The 23,159-nt window shown below is 52.2% G+C and carries 20 protein-coding genes, 1 tRNA gene and 1 pseudogene; 11 read left to right on the top strand and 11 right to left on the bottom strand.

Translation table 11 applies throughout. From position 1 onward, the window contains the following. Positions 1-24 precede the first annotated feature (24 nt). Together KO503_RS00135 and KO503_RS00130 are read right to left on the bottom strand one after the other, a co-directional pair. Entirely contained in the window at positions 25-531 is a 507-nt protein-coding gene (locus KO503_RS00135) for a cupin domain-containing protein (protein ID WP_215989579.1), read from the bottom strand. A gap of 130 nt (positions 532-661) precedes the next feature. After that, entirely contained in the window at positions 662-979 is a 318-nt protein-coding gene (locus tag KO503_RS00130) for a DUF6280 family protein (RefSeq protein WP_215945413.1), read from the bottom strand. Between the two features lie 211 nt (positions 980-1,190). Here KO503_RS00130 and efp point away from each other — a divergent pair, with 211 nt between their 5' ends. Together efp and KO503_RS00120 are read left to right on the top strand one after the other, a co-directional pair. Further along, positions 1,191-1,754 (top strand): elongation factor P, encoded by a 564-nt coding sequence (gene efp / locus KO503_RS00125; protein WP_215989578.1) that lies wholly within the window; start codon positions 1,191-1,193, stop codon positions 1,752-1,754. 88 nt (positions 1,755-1,842) lie between these two features. After that, the gene (locus tag KO503_RS00120) at positions 1,843-2,463 is read left to right on the top strand and encodes a DNA-3-methyladenine glycosylase I (RefSeq protein ID WP_215989577.1); all 621 of its coding nucleotides are present in this window, start codon (positions 1,843-1,845) and stop codon (positions 2,461-2,463) included. Here KO503_RS00120 and ygfZ read toward each other — a convergent pair. Beyond that, positions 2,447-3,202, bottom strand: a complete 756-nt coding sequence (gene ygfZ, locus KO503_RS00115; protein WP_215989576.1) for a CAF17-like 4Fe-4S cluster assembly/insertion protein YgfZ — start codon at positions 3,200-3,202, stop codon at positions 2,447-2,449. The genes KO503_RS00120 and ygfZ overlap by 17 nt on opposite strands. Before the next feature lie 79 nt (positions 3,203-3,281). Between ygfZ and KO503_RS00110 the strand changes: the two genes are divergently transcribed. Further along, positions 3,282-3,959: a TIGR04283 family arsenosugar biosynthesis glycosyltransferase gene (locus KO503_RS00110; protein ID WP_215989575.1), complete on the top strand. Its 678-nt coding sequence runs from the start codon at positions 3,282-3,284 to the stop codon at positions 3,957-3,959. A gap of 241 nt (positions 3,960-4,200) precedes the next feature. On the opposite strand, the pseudogene KO503_RS00105 reads toward KO503_RS00110, so the two are convergent. Further along, a pseudogene (locus KO503_RS00105) lies at positions 4,201-5,616 on the bottom strand (ABC transporter ATP-binding protein); the annotation flags it as partial. Positions 5,617-5,805: 189 nt separating this feature from the next. Continuing rightward, entirely contained in the window at positions 5,806-6,501 is a 696-nt protein-coding gene (locus KO503_RS00100) for a phosphatase domain-containing protein (protein ID WP_215989574.1), read from the bottom strand. A 201-nt stretch (positions 6,502-6,702) separates the two neighbouring features. Between KO503_RS00100 and KO503_RS00095 the strand changes: the two genes are divergently transcribed. Beyond that, positions 6,703-7,947: a pyridoxal-phosphate-dependent aminotransferase family protein gene (locus tag KO503_RS00095; protein ID WP_215989573.1), complete on the top strand. Its 1,245-nt coding sequence runs from the start codon at positions 6,703-6,705 to the stop codon at positions 7,945-7,947. Here KO503_RS00095 and KO503_RS00090 read toward each other — a convergent pair. After that, on the bottom strand, positions 7,944-9,065 hold the full coding sequence (locus KO503_RS00090; RefSeq protein WP_215989572.1) for a pyridoxal phosphate-dependent aminotransferase: 1,122 nt from the start codon (positions 9,063-9,065) through the stop codon (positions 7,944-7,946). The two genes, KO503_RS00095 and KO503_RS00090, sit on opposite strands and share 4 nt — an antisense overlap. Positions 9,066-9,188: 123 nt before the next feature. After that, positions 9,189-12,227: a valine--tRNA ligase gene (locus KO503_RS00085; protein WP_215989571.1), complete on the bottom strand. Its 3,039-nt coding sequence runs from the start codon at positions 12,225-12,227 to the stop codon at positions 9,189-9,191. A 330-nt stretch (positions 12,228-12,557) separates the two neighbouring features. Between KO503_RS00085 and KO503_RS00080 the strand changes: the two genes are divergently transcribed. Beyond that, positions 12,558-13,703, top strand: coding sequence for a serine hydrolase domain-containing protein (locus KO503_RS00080; protein WP_215989570.1), 1,146 nt, complete (start codon positions 12,558-12,560; stop codon positions 13,701-13,703). Positions 13,704-13,717: 14 nt separating this feature from the next. On the opposite strand, the gene KO503_RS00075 is transcribed toward KO503_RS00080, so the two are convergent. Beyond that, on the bottom strand, positions 13,718-14,149 hold the full coding sequence (locus KO503_RS00075) for an Lrp/AsnC family transcriptional regulator (protein WP_215989569.1): 432 nt from the start codon (positions 14,147-14,149) through the stop codon (positions 13,718-13,720). Between the two features lie 276 nt (positions 14,150-14,425). Here KO503_RS00075 and KO503_RS00070 point away from each other — a divergent pair, with 276 nt between their 5' ends. Continuing rightward, entirely contained in the window at positions 14,426-15,601 is a 1,176-nt protein-coding gene (locus tag KO503_RS00070; RefSeq protein WP_215989568.1) for a type III PLP-dependent enzyme, read from the top strand. Positions 15,602-15,829: 228 nt separating this feature from the next. Next, positions 15,830-16,873: a DUF2235 domain-containing protein gene (locus KO503_RS00065; RefSeq protein WP_215989567.1), complete on the top strand. Its 1,044-nt coding sequence runs from the start codon at positions 15,830-15,832 to the stop codon at positions 16,871-16,873. Between the two features lie 54 nt (positions 16,874-16,927). On the opposite strand, the gene metF is transcribed toward KO503_RS00065, so the two are convergent. Then, positions 16,928-17,770, bottom strand: a complete 843-nt coding sequence (gene metF, locus KO503_RS00060) for a methylenetetrahydrofolate reductase [NAD(P)H] (protein WP_215989566.1) — start codon at positions 17,768-17,770, stop codon at positions 16,928-16,930. A 95-nt stretch (positions 17,771-17,865) separates the two neighbouring features. On the opposite strand from metF, the gene KO503_RS00055 reads away from it, so the two are divergent. The 3 genes from KO503_RS00055 to KO503_RS00045 all read left to right on the top strand — a co-directional run bounded on the left by KO503_RS00055 (position 17,866) and on the right by KO503_RS00045 (position 20,102). Beyond that, positions 17,866-18,771 (top strand): LysR family transcriptional regulator, encoded by a 906-nt coding sequence (locus KO503_RS00055; protein WP_215989565.1) that lies wholly within the window; start codon positions 17,866-17,868, stop codon positions 18,769-18,771. Between the two features lie 130 nt (positions 18,772-18,901). Next, positions 18,902-19,690, top strand: a complete 789-nt coding sequence (locus KO503_RS00050) for an inositol monophosphatase family protein (protein ID WP_215989564.1) — start codon at positions 18,902-18,904, stop codon at positions 19,688-19,690. 205 nt (positions 19,691-19,895) lie between these two features. After that, positions 19,896-20,102: a hypothetical protein gene (locus KO503_RS00045; RefSeq protein ID WP_215989563.1), complete on the top strand. Its 207-nt coding sequence runs from the start codon at positions 19,896-19,898 to the stop codon at positions 20,100-20,102. A gap of 85 nt (positions 20,103-20,187) precedes the next feature. On the opposite strand, the gene KO503_RS00040 is transcribed toward KO503_RS00045, so the two are convergent. Continuing rightward, entirely contained in the window at positions 20,188-20,934 is a 747-nt protein-coding gene (locus KO503_RS00040) for a rhomboid family intramembrane serine protease (protein WP_215989562.1), read from the bottom strand. A 166-nt stretch (positions 20,935-21,100) separates the two neighbouring features. Between KO503_RS00040 and KO503_RS00035 the strand changes: the two genes are divergently transcribed. Beyond that, a tRNA-Leu gene (locus KO503_RS00035) sits at positions 21,101-21,186 on the top strand. Positions 21,187-21,539: 353 nt separating this feature from the next. Here KO503_RS00035 and KO503_RS00030 read toward each other — a convergent pair. Continuing rightward, positions 21,540-22,913, bottom strand: coding sequence for a KAP family P-loop NTPase fold protein (locus KO503_RS00030; protein ID WP_215989561.1), 1,374 nt, complete (start codon positions 22,911-22,913; stop codon positions 21,540-21,542). Between the last annotated feature and the right edge of the window lie 246 nt (positions 22,914-23,159).

Genomic DNA, 23,159 nt, shown 5'->3' with positions numbered 1-23,159 from the left:
TGCGAATTGCGGTGAGGGCAAAGGTCAGTCATCATTCGGCCCGCGTCTTTTCACGTCTTTGCAAGGCGTGCCGTCCAAGTGGTGATAAAAATGCGGCGAGGCGGTATCTACCATCAGATCCAGCCCTGGATAAAATGCGCGCTCTGCTGTGATGCGCGATCCAACTTCCAAAATCACGACATCTTTATCTGTGCGGTTTTGTAAGCAGTGGCCAACTTCGATACCCGCCTTGAAGCCTGCGCAGTCCCCGGGGGCGAGTTGCTCTTCTGTGTCGCCATAGATCAAGGTTGGGTGCCCTTCGATGACATAGACAAACTCGTCTTCACGTTCATGCCAATGGGGCAGGGCGGACCACGTGTTTGGCCCAAGCCGTGTGATGTTGACGCCGAACTGGTTGAGGCCCACGGCTTCCCCCAGCGCGCGTTTCTCGCGGGCTTTGGTGTTTATGTGATGGGGCGGTGGATAGAGCGTGCCGATCTTGGCTGGCACATTTGCGATATCAATTTTACCGCCCTTTGGGGATTGGGTCATATCCTCGCCTTTCGACTGATCTGGTGGAATGACATCAGTATGGGGCAAAGTTTGAAAGGCGTAAAACAAAAGACGCGCCCGAGTTTCCCGAGGCGCGTCTTTGGTAAGAAATGGCAGTTTCTCTAATGAATTAAGCAGCTTCCGCTTGCTGAGCGTTGCGGCGTTCGCTTTCTTCACGTGACAGAGCAACCGATGTGCGGATGCCCTTAGATACGAATTCCATCAAACCAGACACAACCCGTTCGTTTGGATCGATGCCTGAGCATGACAAAACTTCGCGCCCATCACGAGACCGTGCCCAACGGGCGATCTGTTCAGGGCCATTGCCGTATTTCTTGTTATCGGCGATCGCGTCATCCAAAGCGGCAAGTACAACAGCAGCAAACAGCTTGCGTGCGCGTTGGCCTTGTTCATAATTGAATGCGGAGCCGTCAACGAAATCAGCCATGGTTTATCCTTGTTTTATTGGTCTTGTCTTTTCGGCGTGAGGTGCCTTATGACATGTTCGTGACGATTCGGATACACTGTATTTGCATACCTGATATGCGTCTAGTGACTGGCTTTCTGCCAACGTGAACCTATATCCGCGTCTTGCGCCACCCAGACTGTCCAGATATAGGATGGATAAATCTTTTTTCAACCTAAGCGCGGGTGTGCACATGCCAAAAATCAACGGGAACGAAATTCGTCCTGGAAATACACTTGAACATGAGAATGGTTTGTGGGTCGCTGTTAAAGTCGATCACGTCAAGCCAGGTAAAGGCGGCGCCTTTGCGCAAGTGGAAATGAAAAACCTGCGTGATGGTCGCAAATTGAACGAACGTTTCCGTTCTGCCGATAAGGTTGAGCGTGTGCGCCTTGAGCAAAAAGACCAGCAGTTCTTGTATGAATCTGACGGCATGCTCGTGTTCATGGACACAGAGACTTATGAACAAGTCGAACTGCCTGCCGATTTGCTTGGCGATCGTCGTCCGTTCTTACAAGACGGCATGACTGTTGTGATCGAATACTATGATGTGGAAGCACTCAACGTGACTGTGCCACAAAAAGTGACCTGCAAAGTGGTCGAAACAGAGCCTGTGGTCAAAGGTCAAACGGCAGCCAATTCATTCAAACCAGCGATTTTGGACAACGGCGTTAAAGTCATGGTGCCGCCATTTGTGGCGCAAGATGAAGACATCATCGTCAATACAGAATCCATGGAATACTCAGAGCGTGCGTAAGTTTAAAAACGTTTAAGCTTACAATGTTTTAAAGGTCGCCTTTGGGCGGCCTTTTGCGTTTAATGGCGCTGCACATAAGGAACCCGCGATGTCTCATTCCACCCTAAGTCCAGATGGTAAGATCCGTTGTAACTGGGCGTTCGCCGCACCAGATTTTCCGTTTTATCAGGTCTATCACGACACCGAATGGGGCTTTGTGCAGGGCGATGACCAGCGCTTGTTTGAAAAACTGTGTTTGGAAGGGTTTCAATCCGGCCTAAGCTGGCGGACGATTCTGGCCAAACGCGATAATTTTCGTGCGGCTTTTGATGATTTCGATTTTTATAAGGTCGCGCAATACACGGACGAAGACGTGGAACGTTTGGTGCAGGATGCGGGCATTATACGTCATCGCGGCAAAATTAAAGCGACAATCAACAACGCACAGCGCGCGATCGAAATGGTGACAAGCGAGGGGTCATTGGCCGCTTATATTTGGCGATTTGAACCCGGTGCCGAAGAACTGGCCGCGCTAGAGTATCCTGCTGCGACTTCGCCGTCTTCGGTTGCTCTCTCCAAAGATCTAAAAAAACGCGGCTGGAAATTTGTAGGCCCGACAACGATGTATGCCTTTATGCAGTCGATGGGCTTGGTCAACGATCACGCGCCCGACTGCCATTGCTATGCTGCCGTTGAGGCACAGCGTGCGGGCTTTACCCGTCCCAAGTGACCTGCGCGTCGCCTGCTGTCATTGGCCCCTTTGCGCGGTCAAAACGCAGATGCGCAATGGCCTTACCGCCGCTTTGCGTGAACAGAGTGCCTGCCTCTTTGCCGTCTTCGGTTTTAAGCGGCGTGCCGATGGGGGCAGCCCCAATGATGCTCACAGTAGTCAACCCTTTGCGCAATTCGGTTTTATGTTTCATCCGCGCGGTGATTTCTTGGCCGACATAGCAGCCTTTGCGAAAATCAACGCCGTGCAGGCGTTCGAAGCCCGCTTCCAGCAGATATGTGTCAGGCGTCAGCTCGATGCCTGTTTCGGGCACGCAGTGCTGTACTCGCAGGGCATCCCAATCCACGTCTTCGGATGGGCGGCCATCATAGGCACGCCATCCCATTTTTGCATGACGCGGATCGGCAAAGGTGCCTTTGGGCGTATTGCCAGCGCCGCGTGACACGATCAAATCCGTCATTTCAAGCGTTACATTCGAGCGCATTTTATACATGGTCAAACGCTTGAGCAAAGCTGGAGCTTCGGATGCGGCCACATCGATCAGCATCGTGTCGCCCTGTGGTATCACAAAGAAATCCACCATAAATTTGCCCTGCGGTGTCAAAAGGGCTGCATAGACGGCGGAGTCACCAAGCTTGCTCACGTCATTGGACACGAGGCCTTGCAGAAACTTGATCCGGTCAGGGCCGGAGAGCGCGATCACGTGGCGATCTTGCGAGTGGGGCGGCAGAGTGTTCATATGCATTCCTTTGTTCATGGCGATCATATAGGTGTTTGGGGCAAAGACACCAGTGGCTGATCTGCAAAGGGACATCACAATGCGCGCACCAATATCAATCATTATCCCAACGCTTAACGCAGCCGCCAGTTTACCCGACAGTTTGGCGCGGGTGATGGAGGGCCTGAATGCTGGCCTGGTGCGCGAATTGGTGATCTCAGACGGCGGATCAACAGATGATATCGCGGCATTGGCTGGCGAGGTGGGGGCAACATTTATCGCAGGCCCCGCAGGCCGTGGCGGGCAATTGGCGCGCGGCGCAGATACCGCACAAGGGGATTGGTTGCTGTTTTTGCACGCTGATACCTGGTTGCCCGACGGCTGGTCAGACGCTGCCTTGCAGCACATTCAGTCAGGCCGTGACGGGCTTGCCTTTTCGCTTTCGTTTCGCAGTACCGGATTTATGCCGAAGATGACAAGTGCTTGGGCCAATCTGCGCAGCCGTGTGTTTGATCTGCCTTACGGCGATCAAGCCTTGCTGATTTCGCGCAGATTATATGACAGCATCGGCGGCTATCCCGATCAGCCCTTGATGGAAGACGTGGCCATCGCCCGCGCACTCAAAGGCCAGATCACCCTTAGCCCGCTTTGCGTCCAAATAGACGCGACACGCTACCAAACAAACGGCTGGTTAGCCCAAGGGGCGCGGAATCTGTGGCGATTGTTGCGCTATCTGCTTGGCGTGCGTCCCGCGCAGTCACTCCGCGGTTATCGGTGATGGTTTTGCCGTCAGAGTATTGCAAACGGTACAGATCGGCATAAAGCCCGCCGCGCGCCAACAATTCATCGTGGGTGCCTTGATCGACCACTTGGCCGTGATCCATCACCACGATTTTATGGGCGCTGCGAATGGTCGATAGGCGATGCGCGATCACCAAAGTTGTGCGGCCTTGTGACAGTTTCTCCAACGCTTCTTGCACGATTTTCTCAGATTGCGCGTCTAAGGCTGATGTGGCTTCGTCCAACAGCAATATAGGCCGATCACGCAAGACAGCCCGCGCAATCGCCACGCGTTGACGTTGCCCGCCTGACAAGGCTGATCCGCGAGGTCCAGCCAGCGTGTCCAAGCCTTGATCCAACCCGTCCACAAAGTCGCTCACATGCGCCGCATCCATTGCTGTTTTCAGTGCCGCGTCATCGACATCTTGGCCCATGGTGATGTTATCGCGGATGGTCTCATCAAACAAAAGTGCATCTTGGGAGACAACGGAATACAGACCGCGCAACTCTGACAGCGCCAAGTCTTGGCAATTGGCACCGCCCAAAGTGATCGCGCCAGATTGCACATCGGCCAAACGGGTCAATAGGCTAAAGATCGTTGATTTGCCCGCACCAGATGCGCCAACCAAAGCTGTGGTTTCGCCTGCCTTGGCGGTGAAACTGGTGCCGCGCAGCACAGGCGCATCGGTGTAGGAAAACACCACATCGTCAAGCTGCACATCCGCTTTCTCGGCTGGGCAAGGCAAGGATTTCGGTGTGGCAGGGTCAATGATTGTCGGCTTTTGCATGAACACTTCGTGCAAACGCTCAATCGGCGCCATAGCCTGCTGCCAAACACCCGCTGCCATGCCCAAGCGCCGCGCTGGATCAATCAGCAATCCTATTGCAGTGAAAAACGACATGAACTCGCCGATGGATTTTTCGCCATTGATGATCTGCCCGCCGCCATAATACAGCACAGCACAAAACCCGACCCCTGCGATCAAATCCACCAAGGCTGGCATAGCCGCTTGGCCGCGCACCGCGCGCAATTCAGAGCGCACAAAGGCGTTGATCGCGGTCATAAACCGATTGGTTTCGCGCGCTTCCGTGCCTGATAGCTTGATGGATGTGGTGCCGTGGAACACTTCGTCCAAGCGGTTGGACACCAAAGACGAGGTCTCGCGTGCTTGATAGGATGTGCGCCGCACCAATTTTTGCAAGGATGAAATCGGCCAGATCAGCAGCGGAGTTGCCGATAAAACAATCAGCGTCCACAGCCAATCTGTGTACAAAGCTACCGTCAATAAAGATATTAACCCAACAACATCACGGCCCAATGAGGTAAACAGCTGCCCCCATAAAACCGACACTTGTTGACTGTCCCCACGGGTGCGTTCGATCAAAACTCCAGGGGGGTATTTGTGGAAAAACGGACCGTCTAAGGTCAAAACATGTTGCACAAGACTGGTCTGAACCCGCGCAGAGGTGCGTTGCTGGGCGGTGGCCATCAAAACGCGTTGCGTAAAAGACGACAAGGCACGCACCGCGAAAACGCCCATGATCGCCAAAGCCACCCAAGTGATCGACGAGGTGCTGCCAGCGGCCAATATGGTGTCAAACATGGGTTTGATCAAATAGCTCAGCGCGCCAAGCATCATGCCCTCAATGGCCATAAAGCCAAAGGCCCCCATTAGGGCTGGGGTTGATTGGCGCAAATATCCAGACCAAAACCAACTCATCAATGTCTTGGTCGACTTCGGTTGTCGCTGCAATGTATCGCTCATTCAAGATCCTGACAGTAAGAGGCGTTTCGCCAGCGTGCCAGCGGCTATGGTTAAGCCGCCGATGCGATATTTACACAGTTACGAGTGTTTCCAAAGAGGCTTAAAGCTCGCGGCGATTGCCTTTTGGTCAAAATGGTTCTCGAACCAGTGGCGTATCGGAATCGCGCCAAGGCGCATGATGTCAGCCTCATAACAGTCCAGTAGGTGATCCAGAATGCCCGTTTTGGTGCTTTTCAGGTGCATAAAACGCCAATGCAATTGCTTGCGGGCCTCGCTGAGCGGGGCGTCTTTGATATGTAACAAATAAAGCGCTGACACCAAACCAGCGCGATCTGCACCAGACTTACAATGCAGCAAAAATGGGGGCTCAAGCTGTTCCAGCCGATCCAAAACACTCAAATATGTCTCTTTGGGGGCCAAGCTGCGGGCGCTCAACTTTTCGGTCACCAAAGTAATATCGTGGTCTTTGCAGGCCTGTTTTTCCAGCAACATAAAGCTGATGGGTTGGTTTGGATCTCCGCGCAAAGACAGGATCGTTTTGATCCCCATCTTTTTATATTTTTCGATACGTTTGGGCGAAGGCTGGTTCGAGCGCCATACGCCGGGGGCGATTTCATACAGGTTGTGCCAAAGGCCCCGTAAAAACGCGTGATCAAACAATTGAAAGTGCCAATAAGCCAGTCGGCGCGTGCGTGGTGTCGACACATCATTGCCAAAGGCGCCCACGCGTCCGTATTCAAGATCTTTGAAACGTTCTTTAAGTGTCTTTGACATGTTGCCTCATGTGGAAAGTCCAGTCTGCGCTATGTATCTTTAAACGATCTCTCTCGCAAGCCGCCGCTTTCTCGTGCATGTGCCACGGATCATTGCAGGTCGCAGCCCTCCCTTACGTCAATCTTGTTGAGCCAATCGTGCAGATTGACCAAAGGAATTCTGGGCGTTACCGCTTAAGGTCTCATTACGTAGGATTTGAATATGTCACTGTCAAATGGTCGCCACTACCTTGCCATTCCTGGCCCATCCGTTCTGCCGGATGCCGTTTTACAAGCCATGCAACGCCCCGCGCCAAATATATATACAGGCGAATTGGTGGAGCTGACGCATGGCCTTGTTCCCGATCTTAAAAAAATAGCGCGCACCGAACATCATGTGGCGATGTATATTTCCAATGGGCACGGCCTTTGGGAAGCCGCTTTGACAAATATGATTTCGCGTGGTGACACCGTCTTGGCCTGTTTGTCTGGTGCGTTTGGCGAAGGTTGGGCCGATGTGGCCGAAAGCCTTGGGACATCGGTGCAACGTTTGGATTTTGGCAAAAAAGCAGCGATTGATCCAGCAAAAGTCGAGCAGGTTTTGCGTGCTGATACAGATCACAAAATCAAAGCCGTTTTGGTCACACATGTCGATACGGCGACCTCATTGCGCAACGATATCAAAGCGATCCGCGCCGCGATCGACGCCGCAGGACATCCCGCGATTTATGCTGTGGATTGTGTGGCTTCTATAGGCTGTGACCGATTTGAAATGGATGCTTGGGGCGTCGATGTTGCGATTGCGGCCTCGCAAAAGGGCCTGATGACGCCGGCTGGGATGGGCTTTATTTGGGTCTCGGACAAGGCGCTTGCAGCTGGGCAATCCGCCGATATGCGTACGCCCTATTGGGACTGGAACTTACGAACAAATCCCGTACACCTTTATGAATATTTTGGCGGCACCCCACCCACGCAACACTTGTATGCATTACGCGTGGCGGTGGACATGCTGATGACTGAGGGCATGGAAAACGTCTGGAACCGTCATGCTGCTTTGGCTGGGGCGTATTGGGCGGCCGCACAGGCTTGGGGGCAGGGTGGCGATTTGGTCTTGAACGTCGCCGATCCCGCCCATCGGTCGCATGCTGTCACTGCGTTGAAGTTGACGGAACCGGACGGCACGCGATTGCGTGATTGGTTGACTGAGCACATGGGCGTCACGCTTGGTATTCCCTTGGGCATGGCGGATTGGGACGCAGCAGAATGGCACGGATATTTCCGCATCGGCCATATGGGACACCTAAATGCGCAGATGGTTTTAGGCGTTATAGGCGCAATTGAAACCGGATTTGTTGCGTTGAATATTCCGCATGGCGCAGGAGGTGTCACTGCCGCTGCGCAGTTTTTGGCCAGCAAAGCTGGAACTGTGATACCGCCAGCAGAGGCGGGTGGATGTTGCTGCGGCTAGGTTTTGTCGATGTGGTCACGGGCGTCTTGCAAAGCCAAGGGCAGGCGCTCTGCCAAAATATCCAATTCCTGCGGCAGTCCCACTGAGATCCGAATGCAGCGATCCAGTGGGGCTGCCCCCGGCATGCGCACAAACACGCCTCGCGCACTGAGTGCTGCCAAAACAGAGCGTGCGAAATCGCCATCACGCCCACAGTCAATCGTGACAAAATTGGCAGCGGATAACAAAGGGATCAATCCATTGTCTTGTGCGATTTGTGCAAGACGGACACGGGCTTGGTCGACCTTTTCTAAGGTCTCAGACAAGTAATTATGGTCATGTAACGCGGCCAAAGCACCGGCTTGGGCCACACGGTTCACACCAAAATGATTGCGGATTTTGTCAAAGCCACTGATGATTTCGGGATGTGAAATGCCATAGCCAATCCGCGCCCCTGCAAGTCCATAAGCTTTTGAAAAGGTACGAAAACGGATCACGCGCTTGTCAGAGATATCTATCTGGGGTGTTGTGCCGTCGGGCGCGAATTCCGCATAGGCTTCGTCCAGCACCAATAGACAGCCGTCAGGCACGGCATCGATCATCGATTGCACGGTTTGCGCGTTGTGTACGCTGCCCATAGGATTGTTGGGATTGGACAAGTACACAAGTTTCGCGCCAACCTCACTTGCTTTGGCGATCAGCGCCTTAGGGTTTTCAAAATCGTCTTTATACGGGACTTTGTGCAACATGCCGCCAGCGCCCGCCACGTGGTAGTTAAATGTCGGATAGGACCCGTCAGAGGTCACCACAGCGTCCCCTGCGCCGACATATAATCGCACCAAGATGCCCAGCAATCCATCGATGCCTTCGCCGATGGTCACGGCTTCAGGCGCTATGTTCAGGTGTGTCGCCAACTCAGTCCGCAGAGGTTCATTTTCTGGCACGCCGTATTTCCAAATGCCACTCAGCGCATCTGTCATCGCGGAAATGGCTTTGGGTGAGGGGCCAAACGACAGCTCGTTCGCGCCAAGGCGTGCGGCAAAGGCAGTCCCGCGTTCAGCTTCGATGCGCTCTGGCGCAACAAAGGGGATGGTCGAGGGCAATGAGGCGGCAAGCGGGGTGAGGCGTGTATCTGTCATATGCAATATCTGCCTTAAGTTTCTAGCGCGAACAAGCGGTCACAGGCACACGAGTACGCCCCAGACTGTAAAAACGGGCGCAGATTGCGCTGCGCCCGTTTTATCCATTCAATTGATTTTCATTCAGCCAATTTCATCTAGGCGCGCAAGAGCGGCTTTGAGTTTGCCTTCTTCCTCTTCGCGGGCAGCCAAGTTGGCTTGCGCTTCGGCCACAACATCAGCAGGGGCAGAGGCCGCGAATTTCGGATTGTTCAAGCGTCCGCGCAAACCGCCCAGTTCTTTGGCCAGTTTTTGCATGGTTTTCTCAAGCCGTGCTTTTTCCTCAGCAATGTCGATCACGCCCGCGAGCGGCAGCGCGAATGTGCCGCCCTCAACCGGAATGGTGATCGCGCCTTTTGGCATCGGGCCGACAGTCAGGCTATCAACGCGGGCAAGCTTCATGATCAGGGCTTCGTTGTTGGCCCAAGCGGTTTTGCCTGTATCATCCAAGTCAACTTGTACCATAGGGATTTTCAGCCCCGCGGGCACGTGCACTTCAGCGCGTGAGGACCGGATGCGTTCGATCAGATTGATCACCCAGTTCATTTCACGATCCGCATCGGCATCGATCAATTCCGCGCCATAGGTTGGCCAATCGGTGACGGCCAAAAGCCCGCGATCTGTTTGCACGGTGCCCCAAAGTTCTTCGGTGATAAACGGCATGAAGGGGTGCAGCATTATAAGCGCTTGGTCCAAGGCCCAGCCCATTGTTTGACGTGTCTCGGCCAAGACCGCTTCGTCTTCAGCAAACAACAATGGTTTCGCGAGTTCCACATACCAGTCGCAGAATTTGCCCCAAACAAAGCCGTAAAGCGCGTTGGCGGCATCGTTGAAACGGTAGGCTTCAATCGCGGCGTCAACTTCGGCGCGGGTTTTGGCGACTTCGCCGATGATCCATTTGTTCACCGTGGCTTTTGGTGTTGGCATCACGGAGGGGTCATAGACCTCGAACACTTGGTTCATTTCGGCAAAGCGGGCGGCGTTCCAGATCTTGGTGCCAAAGTTGCGGTAGCCTTTGATGCTGTCCTCGGACAGTTTCAAAACCCCACCGATGGCGGCCATGGACGCATTGGTGAAACGCAACGCATCGGCACCGTATTCGTCAATGATTTCCAGCGGATCGATGACATTGCCCGTGGTCTTGGACATCTTCTTGCCCTTCTCGTCACGCACGAGCTGGTGCAGGTAAATGGTGTGGAATGGCACTTCGTCGACCACAGCCAATTGCATCATCATCATGCGTGCCACCCAGAAGAACAGAATGTCTTGGCCTGTGACCAACACGTCTGTCGAAAAGTATTTCGATGTTTCTTCCGTCCACTCAGGCCAGCCGAGCGTACCGATAGGCCAAAGGCCGGAGGAGAACCATGTGTCTAGGACGTCGGGGTCTCTGAAAATCCCAATTCCCTCGATTTCTGGGTGGTTCGGGTCATTGAAGCCGTCAGACAACTGCTTTTCGACTAGCTCGCTCGCGCTAAGGTCCGTAGCGACAACGCGAGCGCCTTCGTAATATTTTTCAAATTTTGAAACAGCTTCAGCTTCTGTGGCTGCACAAATTGCGTGGAACTCGTCGAAAAATAGAACGCGTGATCCATCCTTGTTGACCTTAGCTTGCGGTCCATACCAAACTGGAATCTGGTGCCCCCACCACAATTGACGCGAAATACACCAAGGTTCGATATTCTCTAACCAGTGGTTGTACACTTTACGCCCTGAATCAGGAATGATCTGGGTTTTGCCATCACGAACGGCCTCAAGCGCAGGCTCAACAATCTTTTCAGCATCAACAAACCATTGGTCGGTCAGCATAGGCTCGATCACCACTTTGGACCGATCCCCAAAGGGCTGCATCACAGGTTTGTTTTCAACGTAGGGCACGACTTCAGAAACCTCAGTTTCAACGCCCTCATCGTCTTTCACTTTTTTTGTGACGGTATGCATTACAGCCAAACCAGCGTTGGTGATGTCCGCAATCACAGCTTTGCGCGCATCAAAACGATCCATGCCGCGGTATTTTTCTGGCACAAGGTTCAGCGCGTCGATTTCAGATTCAGTGGCCTCGGCCCCCGCCGCAATTTCGCGCGCGCGGTCCACACAAACGTCATAAGCCTCGCCGTCATCGCGCATCGCGCCCTTGCGATCCATCAGGCGGTACATCGGCAATTTGCAGCGTTTGGCGACTTGGTAATCGTTGAAATCATGCGCGCCGGTGATTTTCACCGCACCTGATCCAAAGTCTTTGTCGGGGTATTCATCGGTGACAATCGGGATCAAACGATCACAAAGCGGCAGATGCACCATTTTGCCCACGATTGGCGCGTAACGCTCGTCGCTTGGGTGTACAGCCACAGCGCCATCGCCCAGCATGGTTTCAGGGCGCGTGGTGGCGATGGAAATGTAATCGCGGGTCTCGCGCAAAGTCACATTGCCGTCTTCGTCTTTTTCCACGTATTCGTAAGTGTCACCACCCGCGAGCTTGTATTTAAAGTGCCACATGTGCCCCGCGACTTCGATGTTTTCCACTTCGAGATCGGAAATCGCGGTTTCAAAATGCGGGTCCCAGTTGGTCAGGCGTTTGCCGCGATAGATCAGGCCTTTGGAGTGCATCTCAACAAAGACTTTGATCACAGCATCGTGGAAATTGCCTTCTTCGCCTTTAGGCGCATTTGGCGCACCAGACATGGTAAAGGCGTTGCGGGACCAGTCACAGGAATTGCCCAAGCGTTTCATTTGCTCGATAATTGTCGTTCCGTATTGGCCTTTCCAATCCCAGACGCGGGACAGAAATTCATCGCGGCCCAAATCAGCGCGTTTTTTGCCCTCATCAGCCATGAGTTTCTTTTCGACCTGCAACTGCGTCGCGATGCCTGCGTGGTCTTGGCCGGGCTGCCACAGGGTGTCAAAGCCGCGCATCCGGTGCCAGCGCACCATGATGTCTTGCAAAGTGTGGTTAAACGCGTGGCCGACGTGCAAAGCGCCCGTCACATTGGGGGGTGGTAGCATGACGGTAAAGGTGTCCTCGCGCGATGCATTGGCGCCAGCTTTGAAAGCCCCCGCCTTTTCCCAATCGCTATAAATCCGCGTTTCCGCTGTTTTCGCGTCAAAAACTTTGTCCATGGTCATGATAAGCCGCCTAATACGTCATTCCTGTTGCGCGATATGTACCGCGCGGCCACGGCGAGGGAAAGGGTGAAACCCGTGGATGTTGCTCCGCTAAATGGACAATCTCGTAAGACGTCATGACATTTGTCGGTCTTTTGCGCTTTCAGGCCTAGGGGGGGCCTGTGATGTTTGGATGCAAGCACGGGGGAGGGGCATATTTAGCAAACCGAGGCTACGGGTGTTGAAATGCGTCACTTGGTGCCCAAAAATCGCCACTTAGCGGCCATTAAAAATTGACGGTGACTTAAGGTTTTGAACCTAAAAGATAGGCTGCGATAGGAGACATGCAGCATGGGCGACAGGCGAACACATCTTGATCGAAACATTGATCGCATGGTGAAAAGCCCGCAATACAGCGGGATCACAATTTCCGCGTATCGACAGTCAGATGCATCACATTACAATTTCAATGCGGGACAGTTGGATGCGCGCACACCTTATTTCGCGACCTCCATGGCAAAGCTTTATGTGGTGGCGATTTTGATGCAGCTGCGCGATGAAGGCAAAGTGGCCTTTGATACTCCCTTTATATCCTACATACCTGATAGCAAATCATGCCTCGAAATTCATGTCAAAGATGCTGTCGATTATACTGATGACATCACCATTCGGCATCTGATGTCGCAGACGTCAGGTTTGGGTGATTTTTTTGTTTTTCGCAATCACGCCAGAGACTTGCAACATGCCCTGACAAAGGGTGTTGATACCTCTTGGACGTTTGAGGATGTGATTTCGCGCACACGGTCCCATGGCGCAATTGATGTCCCTGGGGCCTCGCCCACGGCCCTGTATACAGACAGCAATTTTCATATTTTGGGAAAGGTGATCGAGGCGCTCGAACAAAAAAGTTTTTCACAGGTTGTGAAAGACCGCATCACGCAGCCCCTTGGGTTGACAGCCTCGTATATTTACAACGACCCCTCTGACACACGGCCCGCCAATTTGATGTCTCACGCTAAAGAAGTTTTAGTGCCGCGCACCATGACGTCTTTTCAAGCTGATGCCGGCTTGGTGACGACCTCGCGCGAAGGGTTGATTTTCTTGCGCAGTTTCTTTGAAGGGTATTTGTTCGAACGCCGGCACATCCGTGATTTGTACGACTGGAAGCCGTTGCATCCGCCTATTGACTACGGTCTTGGGGTGATGCGTGTTGATGCATCACGCTTGGTGGCGCTCAAGTTTCGTCTTAAAGAACCTTGGTTATGGGGGCGTAAGCTGCCTGCAGTTTATGGTCACTTTGGCTTTGGGGGCAGTTTTGCGTTTTATGCCCCTGAGCTCAAAATTTATGCGGTGGGCACAACCAACCAGCTTGCTGACCCTGGGCGCTCGATCGCCTTATCTCTTCGGGTGATCGACGCCATCGCGCGCGGCGAAGCCACTTCAAGTGAAACAGGAAATACGCCCCGAAGCGGTCTGCCCCCTCATGCCGCAGCATAATGCGTCGGGCATCGTTAAATAGAGCGGTCAAATTTGACGCTGAGATGAATCAGACTTTCAATGTCTTGAACGCCCGTGATCGAGGTAATCTGATCTAATGTTTGGTCGATATCTTCGGTGGTGGCACAAGCAATTTGTGTAATTAAATCAACACGCCCTGTTGATGTGGCCACCATTTCCACATCGGGTATAGCCTTGAGCTTGCCGACCACACCAGCGGAGGCGCGTGGTTCACAATAGACCAACACCGTGGCCTTGACCCGTCGAGCCAAAGCGACATCCCCCAATTTGATCGTATAGCCTGCAATCGTCCCGTTGGTTTCTAGCTTTTCCAATCGCGCCTGTACGGTCGAGCGTGCGACCTTAAACCGTCGCGCCAAACGCGAGACAGAGGTCGATGAATCAGTGGCCATCGCTGCGAGTATTTTTTGGTCCAAATCATCCATGAAACGTTCCTTTTGAAAGTCGACCCCCAGTCTTGGCCGATAGGGGATGCTACATAACTAACAAATTAACTTCAATACCTTACAAAATAACGTATCATATGTACATTTCAACTCTTTTTTTCGGTGAAATGTCACGTCATACACGCTCTATTGTTTCAGGATCAAAGGGCAGCGGAGACGCTTGTACCTGGCCTGGTTTGGATTAACGCGTAAGCGCATTCCCAACCGGACACCCCGGGTAAGATAGTGGCTGCAACTGTTGGTGAGGAAACGCTAATGGGGCTCTCTAATACTCTTTGGGCATCGCCCGCAGACTACCTTCGTACACATTCACCGGATCATCCGGTTATGTTCTTTTCACCTGAAACGCTTCAGGCCTGTGCACATGAATTTTTGCAAGGATTCCCTGGGCTTGTGACATATGCGGTCAAAGCCAATCCAGACGAAGAGGTTCTGATCAACCTGATCGCGGCTGGTATTAGCGGCTTTGATGTGGCCTCTCCTGTGGAAATGGACACCATCGCACGTTTGGCGCCACATGCAGCGCTGCATTACAACAATCCTGTGCGCTCGCGGTCCGAGATCAAACATGCCGTCGCGCTGGGCGTGAAATCCTATTCCGTCGACAGCCATTCTGAACTGGTGAAACTGGGCCAATTGGTGCCAGCAGATGGTGTTGAAATTGCCGTGCGGTTTAAACTGCCGGTCGAAGGGGCTGCTTATAACTTTGGTGCCAAATTTGGCGCGACGGTTGAAAAAGCTATGGAACTGGTGACTTTGGCGGATCAGCTTGGCTTTGATGTCTCGCTTAATTTTCATCCAGGTACGCAATGCACTGATCCAAAAGCTTGGGAAACTTACATCTATACGGCGGCCGAGATTGCTCAAGTCACTGGCGTACACATTCACCGCCTAAATGTCGGCGGCGGATTCCCGTCACACCGTTTGAACGATGTTGTGCCACAGCTGTCCGCGACCTTCGCCTTGATCGATCGCGTTACCGATGAGGCCTTTGGCGATGCGCGTCCCGCATTGATTTGTGAACCTGGTCGTGCGCTTGTGGCGGAAAGCTTTTCGCTTGTCACCCGCGTGAAAGCCATTCGCGATGATGCGCATGTGTTTTTGAATGACGGGATTTATGGCGGGCTGTCCGAGTTGCACTTGGTCGGTGTTATTGATCGTATCGAAGCCTACGGTCAGTATGGAAACCGTCGTATGGGCGATCCAGTGTTGCGAACCGTTTTTGGTCCCACCTGTGATAGCACTGACAAATTGCCGTCCGAATTGGGCTTTCCTGCGGATATGGAGGAAGAAGACCACTTGGTTTTTGCCGGTTGCGGCGCCTATTCCATCGCGACGGCCACACGGTTCAACGGGTTTGGCAATATCACAATCGAGACGGTGCAAAGCCTCGTTAAACCTGACGTGGCGCAAGAGCCGCTCTACGCATAAGTCAGTCTTCCGGCTTCACAATCTATTGCCTTTTACACGGCCCCTTTGCCCGATAGTCTGCGGCAAAGGGGCCGTTTTGGTTTAAGGAGTGCGCGGTGAGACAGGGCAAAATATGTCAGCAGGTCAGGATTTTGGGTGGCTCGCCTCCTGCGGTGAATTTTGCGCGCGCCACGCAAGAGGTGCCGTTTTTTGAGCAAGCGTTCAGTGAGTTTCTAAAAGGTGATATGCGTGCCGTCTCGTAAAAGTCTATTGGGTCGCCTGCGACACCTTGTTGAGTTTAAAAGAAAAATAACGACATCAGAAGCCGTGCATGGGCGCGGACCTATCACTCATGTCATCATTATGGACGGAACGCTGTCGTCTTTGGATGAAGGGTATGAGACCAATGCAGGACTGACGTTTAAGCTGTGTTGTGATGTGGCTGATATCGGCCCTGACAGCGCCAATATGCTTGTGCGCTATGAAGCGGGTATTCAATGGGACAGCTTTGCTGACACGATGGATGTCGTGGAAGGGCGCGGCATTAATGAGCAGATCAAGCGGGTTTATGGCGGGCTGGCGTCACGTTATCGTGTCGGCGATAAAATCTTTCTGTTCGGTTATTCGCGTGGGGCCTATGCTGTGCGCTCTTTGGCGGGGTTCATTGACCAAGTGGGTCTTTTGGAAAGTCATGAGGCGACAGAGCGTAATATTAAAACCGCCTATCGCCATTATCAGTCTGACCCTGATACAGATGCCGCGCGTTTCTTTGCAGCCAAACATTGCCATAAAAATGTGGTGATCGACATGCTTGGGGTTTGGGATACGGTCGCGGCAGTTGGAGTGCATTTTCCTGTGTTGTGGCGGTTCTCAAGGGTCTTTCATGAGTTTCGCGACCTTAGGCCACCACGTTGTGCGCGAAAGTCCTATCATGCTTTGGCCTATGATGAACGTCGCCGTGCCTATGCGCCGGTGATGTTCGAGACTAATCCCAATTCGGATCAAGTGTTGCAACAAATGTGGTTTCCGGGGTCGCATAGCGATGTCGGCGGGCAATTGTCAGGGCATAATCCCGAACGTAAATTGTCGAATGCGACATTGGTGTGGATGCTGGATAAGGCCGAACAAGCGGGGTTAGCATTGCCCAATGGCTGGCGCAGACGTTTCTTATCCGATCCGCATGGGCGGTCCATTGGTATGAGCAAAGGCTGGGGCAAGTTCTTTTGGCTGCGCACCAAGCGTATCGTCGGGCGTGATCCGTCTGAGGTGATTCACCCCGCAGTAAAGCGATAGGCGCGCACTGTTTCCAGCACGCGCCGAAGACGCTTTGGTTTTGCGTCTGAAAACTTAGGCTGAGGTTACACCCAAATTGGTGCAGACAGATTTTGACAGGTTCGGTTTGTTGAGCGTGTAAAAATGCAGATCGTCAACACCGCCAGCGATCAGCTTTTCGCACATGTCAGTGGCCAAATCGATGGACAATTGTTCGGCATTGTCACCGGCTTTTGTATAAAGGTCATCAAGGTGCGCAGGCACAGGCGTGCCACAAGACTGTGCGAACTTTTTAACACCGTTCCAGCTGCTAATAGGCAAGATACCGGGCAAAATTTTGCCTGTGATGCCTGTGGCAACGGCGCGATCACGGAATCGGAAAAAGGTGTCAGGATCGAAAAAGAACTGTGTGATGGCACTATCCGCGCCGGCGTCAAACTTGCGTTTGAGAAATTTTACATCGGCGTTCTCGTCAGCGGCCTCAGGATGAGGATCAGGATAGGCGCCGACACGCAGTTTGAATTTGCCTGTTTCGGACAGGGCCTCAATCAGCTCGATAGAATTGGTAAAGCCTTCGGGGTGGGGGGTAAAGCCGCCAGCGCCTTTGGGTGGGTCGCCGCGCAGCGCCACGATTTCAGAAACACCCGCCGCCGCATAGGCATCGGCAATCGCCAGCGTTTCCGCTTTCGTTGCATCAACGCAAGTCAGGTGAGCTGCAACATTTAGCCCGAATTTCTTGTGCAGCAATTCCACCGCTTCGTGAGTGAGCGTGCGTGTGGTGCCGCCTGCGCCGTACGTCACAGAGACAAAGCCCGGTTTCAGATCATGCAGCGCATTGACTGTTTCAAACAGACCAAATGTGGCCGCCATGTTCTTTGGTGGAAAGAACTCAAAGGAAATATTTGGCGTTTTGGTCATAGTGGTCGTCCTTATGTGTTTGACCGTCTTGTGTCATGTCGCGCCATGTGAGACAAATTCATAGTTCTCAACACTATTATGAATGGCGCTCACATATGCATTTGGAATTCCGCCACCTGCGCACCATCAAGGCGATCTTTGAAGAGGGCGGCTTGGCCCGTGCCGCTGATCGTTTGAATATCACTCAATCTGCTTTGTCGCATCAAGTCAAAGGGCTTGAGGATCAAGCGGGGGTGGAACTGTTTGTGCGCCGCTCAAAACCGTTGAAATTGTCTGCTGCTGGCATGAAATTGCTGCGCTTGGCCGAGGACGTGCTGCCGCGAATCGAGGCGATTGAGGCAGAGTTCAAAGGTATCGAGGAGGGCACCAAGGGCCGCTTGCACATCGCGATTGAATGTCACGCCTGTTTTGATTGGCTGATGCCAGTGCTCAATCAATTCCGTAAAGCTTGGCCGGATGTGGATGTCGATATTCGGCTGCGACTTGCTTTTGGCGCGATGGCGGCTTTGGAAAAAGAGCAGGTCGATTTGGTGATCTCAAGCGACCCCGATGTGCCCACAGGTGTCACCTATGTGCCTTTGTTCGATTATTCGCCGATGTTTGTTTGCTCAAGCAAAAACCATCTGGCCACGCGCGATTTTGTTGAGGCCGAGGATTTCGCCGACCAAACATTGTTCACCTATCCGATGGATCGTGCTCGTTTGGATGTGTTCAAAGAATTGCTGACGCCCGCAGGCGTGTCGCCTGCCCATGTGCGCCAAGTGGAACTGACAGATGTGATCATGATGTTGGTGGCCTCAAATCGGGGTGTTGCAGTGCTGCCCGATTGGGTGATGCGCGATGCCCGAGATAGTGAGGAATATGCGGTTTTACCGCTGACTGCGACAGGTAGAACGCGACGCCTGTATGCGGCTGTACGCGATGATGATGTGTCCAAACCCTATATGGCGCATCTGATCCGCATCGCCAAAACCGAAGCTGTGAAACTACAACGTGGTTAAGTTGCACGATTTGAACGTGCAACCCTGTCGATTTGGTCAAAACTTCCCATAAAACTGCCCCGCAAGCCCTTGGCAGATCGGGTCCTTGTGCGTATACGCAGCACTTGAACATCTTCGGAGCCGGATACCCATGCTAGGCAGTGCAAACCAAAACGTCATGATCAAGGCCACACGCGCCGCTGGTCGTTCTCTTGTTAAAGACTTTCGCGAGGTCGAGAACCTCCAAGTTTCCGCCAAAGGGGCAGGGGACTTTGTTTCCAAAGCGATCATCAGCTCAGAGACCATCATGCGCGATATGTTGGTTGAAGCACGTCCGACCTATGGTTGGCTGGGCAAAGACGGCAAAGAGATTGAGGGCGCAGATCCGACCCGTCGCTGGATTGTCTCTGGTTTGGACGGCGTGACCAACTTTTTGCACGGTCTGCCGCATTGGGCTGTATCCGTGGCGCTTGAGCATAAAGGCGAGATCGTATCTTGCGTTGTGTTTGATCCGGCCAAAGGTGAATTGTTCTGGGCCGAAAAAGGCGCGGGCTCTTGGATGAACGACACGCGCATTCGCGCCTCTGGTCGCACCAAGCTTCATGAGGGATTGTTTGCGACAGGTTTGCCAAATGGTGGCCAGTCTGATTTGCCTGACACCCTGCGCGATCTTGCGCGTATTTTGCCTGCTTGCGCTGGTGTTCGTCGTTGGGGCGCACCGTCCTTGGATATGGCGTTTGTCGCAGCCGGTCGTTTTGACGGCTACTGGGAGCGCCGTATGAAGCCTTGGGACATTGCAGCCGGTTTGCTTTTGGTCAAAGAAGCTGGCGGCTTTGTTGAACCTATCGTGAGCACAAACAATATTATCGAGGATGGCGAAGTCATCTGTGCGAATGAAGCGCTGTTTGATCGGTTTGCCGCAGTCATTCGCGCCGATTGATCGCGCCACCAGTCTAAATGTTTTAAAACGCGCGCTGTTCAGGCGCGCTTTTTATTTGCCTGCGTGTCAGGTGTTGTTTCCATTTTCGCATAAATGGCACCGATTTTCAAAGAAAGTTACTTATTGATTTTTGGAAAATCGCGTTTCAGCCCTATTCTTGCCAGTATTGGATGCGATTGTGGTTGGAATAATCGGAGGAACGCGCGTGCTTAAAGCTCTTGCCCAATGGGTAACCAACAACAACCAAGATGAGGGTGGCGCTGTCACAGTTGATTGGGTCGTGATCTCATCTGCGGTGGCGGGGCTATCGCTTGCTGTGATCTTGAGTATTACAAACGGCGCGAAAGTTTATGCGACCTTTATTAACGAAGATATTGAAGAGGTCGCTTATGAAGCGGGTTACGGTGACTGAACAGTTCTGCTGTCGTACGTTCCATACACTTCATTTCGTTTGATTGGGGCGTTGTTGTATGTTCAATGCATGATGGAAGAAGGCGTCATTTGCGCCGTTTGACGACGGGGACAGACGATTTTACAAATTGATATCGGGCCTCTGGATGCGGAGGATGACCAAATGTTCGATCCCAATACTGCCGCCCGCCCAAGGATAACCATTTGGGATATATCACGATTATTCCAGCGATGAATCCACCCAAATGTGCCATATAGGCGACGCCACCAGAATCAGATGTGGCCGAAACCCCACCCACGACCTGCATGATCGCCCATAATCCCAGCATGATCCATGCGGGCACAGGGAAAACTTTGAAAAATACGATCAATATCAGCAAGATGTCGATCTTTGCTTTAGGGTATAGCAACAAATAGGCGCCCATGACGCCCGCAATCGCGCCTGAGGCGCCGACCATTGGCACGCGCGCAGTTGGACCGGCCAAAAACTGCGCCAAGCCCGCGATCACGCCGCAAAACAGATAAAACCCCAAGTATTTCCAGTGACCCATCTCGTCTTCTAAATTGTCACCAAATATCCATAAAAACAGCATGTTACCTGCTAAATGCATAAATCCAGCATGCATGAACATCGACGAGAGAAATGTGTAAGTTCCATCACCAGACGACACCCGCGCAGGAACCAAGGCCCAATTGGCGTAGATGTTATAAAGGGCTGTGTCGTTGCCATATGCTGGCAGCATCGCCAAAAACACAGCAATATTCAGCGCCATGATGCCATAGGTGACATAAGCAGGGTGGCGGGACGGGTTGTGGTCACGAATTGGAAACATAAGGCCACATTGGCGCAGCACGCCCGCGCGTCAAGCGCAAAACTTTATGTGCATTCACAGTAGAATGTTCTTCTTTGCTCGAAAACCTCTTGGCTCTAGGTCTCATTACGCTTAAACATCAAACCGTTGCGCGGCGCATCTTTTGTTTTGTGCCTGCAACACGGTTGCGGGCGTGGTGGAATGGTAGACACACCAGACTTAAAATCTGTTGGGCGTATGCCCGTGGGGGTTCGAGTCCCCCCGCCCGCACCACATTATGCCATATAATAAAATAAAATCAGTGTGTTGTGGGTTTTATATTTTTTATATCCACCTATGCGACCACCTTTGAACAGGTGGTTATATTTTCCTTTGAGCGTCTCTTAAGCTGTGCTGGGGGCGGTATTTTAAGATATAGCTTATAGCCAACAGGCACGAACGGCCCTTTGCAGCCGTTCGCCACCCTTTCAGGTTTCTGCAGCGCGTCAAAGCCGACATTGGTCTGAAGCGTATTCGGCGGGTGTCACTTGTTGACCTAGAGCTTTTTCGCTTCTTAGTTTTAGCGAAGATAGTTTTCAGCACTCGGTACAAAAAGTACGAAGCTCAGTGATTTGGCGAGCTGGATTCTAATCATTAGAGACTAATACGGTGGCCACCGCATTTAGTACTGCTTGATGACTGGGTATGTAATGCGGCGCGAGGAACTTGAACACAAGAGCCCAATCCTTCCAATCTTTTTCTTCCGGCAATTGATAGCGCTCGCGTGGAAGCTTGAGAAGTTCAGGTGCCTCCTCGTAGATAACCCTATTTAATTCATTATCCCGTTTGCCTTCATCTCGGAAGGAAGCATTAGTGCGAGCTTCTGGAACGTCTAAGCGGTTCTCACCTTCTTGAGGTGATAGGAAGGCTCTTGGCAAGTCATCCACCGTGACCAATTCTTCTGCCTCATGCTTGAAGGCCAAATATATCAAAAGAGAAACATCCAGTGGACGATCCGCATAGCACCGCAATGCTACTTCCACTTTTAACAGCAGCCTTTTGACCTTCCGCATAGAAAACGTGGTTTTTAAGGCGAGTTTGCTGGCCAATTCGGCGGCGTGCTCAATGGAAAAATCTGATCCGTCACCGTAAGGAATTTTGTTTGGAAGGTTTTGCGCCAGCGCAAATATAGCCTGTTTAAACGTGTCGTCTTTAGGCGAAAGTGAAAGTCGGATATCAACGAACTTTTCTAAGTACCTTTCTTCGTTGGTTGAGGCACCGAAACGGTGTTTTGCCAGTCGTTCCAAATAGTCAGCATTTACCATCAAACAAAAGACGAAGCCAGACTGCGAAAAAATGAGTTTCATGGCTTCGAGGAATGCCAGTGCGTAGTCTGGATGGCACCGGTCAAGCTCATCAATGACCACAACAACACGATCACCTTGCGTATCTTGAACCAAAGCAGTGTGAAGAGCGGTCAACTGCTGGGGCAATTCTACTTTGCGTACTTTTTCGGTAGCCATTTGTGCAGCAATAAGCTGACCTGCAGCCTTTGACATACCATCGCCAAGTTCATTCACAATATCATCGAGCGCGTCGAAATCGCCAAGCGCATCAATGGCACCATCGGATAAAGCATCAATAATTTCGTCAGCACCTGAACGTAGCATGACTTTTGCCGCAGCACGTGCACCGATAGCGCCAATTTTTTTGGCTGAGTCCAGCGCCTTCTTCGCTTTGTCTACATCAGTTTTTGGCACCGCTTCGACAAGCGCACCCAGCAAAGTTATAACAGGATCACCGGAATGGTCCGACTGCTGTACATCAATTTCAACTACGGTTTCACCAGCATGCCGCAATTGTTCGGACCATGCCTTCCTAAAGAAGGTTTTGCCTCGACCAAATCCGGCCTCAATGGATATAACTTTTGCGGTATCGATGGACTTGATGAGGTTAGTAAAGGCGTTTCCTATACTTTCGTAATCGAGAAGGTCACCTTCCCACGCTTGGTTTACCGTCATGTTTCCGAATATCCTTTAAACAATTTAAAGCAGCAATAGATGTAGTATGTCTCGCTACTTGTTACTCTTTCTAGGCTAGTATTTTCGAATAGATAGCAAGCTAGAGCAGAAACCTAAAGTATCGGAAGCTAGTTCGTCGCATCGCTATGAGGTTGGGGAACTACATAGTTTTAAGCCCGCTATTTGCGCATTTCTGACATCGATGTAGGTCGTAGGACGGGTGGAAGTGGTCTTGTCCCGCTTACG

The organism is Pacificibacter marinus, from assembly GCF_018860505.1.
In the GTDB taxonomy this organism is placed as follows: domain Bacteria; phylum Pseudomonadota; class Alphaproteobacteria; order Rhodobacterales; family Rhodobacteraceae; genus Celeribacter; species Celeribacter marinus_B.
The sequence above is the reverse complement of the archived record's forward strand: the minus strand, read 5'-3'. Positions and strand labels throughout refer to the sequence as shown.

Excerpts from the sequence above, each read along its gene's own strand:
- KO503_RS00050 (WP_215989564.1), top strand. The coding sequence starts at position 18,902 with ATGCTAGGCAGTGCAAACCAAAACGTCATGATCAAGGCCACACGCGCC.
- KO503_RS00080 (WP_215989570.1), top strand. The coding sequence starts at position 12,558 with ATGGGCGACAGGCGAACACATCTTGATCGAAACATTGATCGCATGGTG.
- KO503_RS00075 (WP_215989569.1), bottom strand. The coding sequence starts at position 14,149 with ATGGATGATTTGGACCAAAAAATACTCGCAGCGATGGCCACTGATTCA.
- KO503_RS00095 (WP_215989573.1), top strand. The coding sequence starts at position 6,703 with ATGTCACTGTCAAATGGTCGCCACTACCTTGCCATTCCTGGCCCATCC.
- KO503_RS00030 (WP_215989561.1), bottom strand. The coding sequence starts at position 22,913 with ATGACGGTAAACCAAGCGTGGGAAGGTGACCTTCTCGATTACGAAAGT.
- KO503_RS00120 (WP_215989577.1), top strand. The coding sequence starts at position 1,843 with ATGTCTCATTCCACCCTAAGTCCAGATGGTAAGATCCGTTGTAACTGG.
- KO503_RS00085 (WP_215989571.1), bottom strand. The coding sequence starts at position 12,227 with ATGACCATGGACAAAGTTTTTGACGCGAAAACAGCGGAAACGCGGATT.
- KO503_RS00070 (WP_215989568.1), top strand. The coding sequence starts at position 14,426 with ATGGGGCTCTCTAATACTCTTTGGGCATCGCCCGCAGACTACCTTCGT.
- KO503_RS00100 (WP_215989574.1), bottom strand. The coding sequence starts at position 6,501 with ATGTCAAAGACACTTAAAGAACGTTTCAAAGATCTTGAATACGGACGC.
- efp (WP_215989578.1), top strand. The coding sequence starts at position 1,191 with ATGCCAAAAATCAACGGGAACGAAATTCGTCCTGGAAATACACTTGAA.
- KO503_RS00130 (WP_215945413.1), bottom strand. The coding sequence starts at position 979 with ATGGCTGATTTCGTTGACGGCTCCGCATTCAATTATGAACAAGGCCAA.
- KO503_RS00110 (WP_215989575.1), top strand. The coding sequence starts at position 3,282 with ATGCGCGCACCAATATCAATCATTATCCCAACGCTTAACGCAGCCGCC.
- KO503_RS00055 (WP_215989565.1), top strand. The coding sequence starts at position 17,866 with ATGCATTTGGAATTCCGCCACCTGCGCACCATCAAGGCGATCTTTGAA.
- KO503_RS00090 (WP_215989572.1), bottom strand. The coding sequence starts at position 9,065 with ATGACAGATACACGCCTCACCCCGCTTGCCGCCTCATTGCCCTCGACC.
- ygfZ (WP_215989576.1), bottom strand. The coding sequence starts at position 3,202 with ATGAACACTCTGCCGCCCCACTCGCAAGATCGCCACGTGATCGCGCTC.
- KO503_RS00135 (WP_215989579.1), bottom strand. The coding sequence starts at position 531 with ATGACCCAATCCCCAAAGGGCGGTAAAATTGATATCGCAAATGTGCCA.
- KO503_RS00040 (WP_215989562.1), bottom strand. The coding sequence starts at position 20,934 with ATGTTTCCAATTCGTGACCACAACCCGTCCCGCCACCCTGCTTATGTC.
- metF (WP_215989566.1), bottom strand. The coding sequence starts at position 17,770 with ATGACCAAAACGCCAAATATTTCCTTTGAGTTCTTTCCACCAAAGAAC.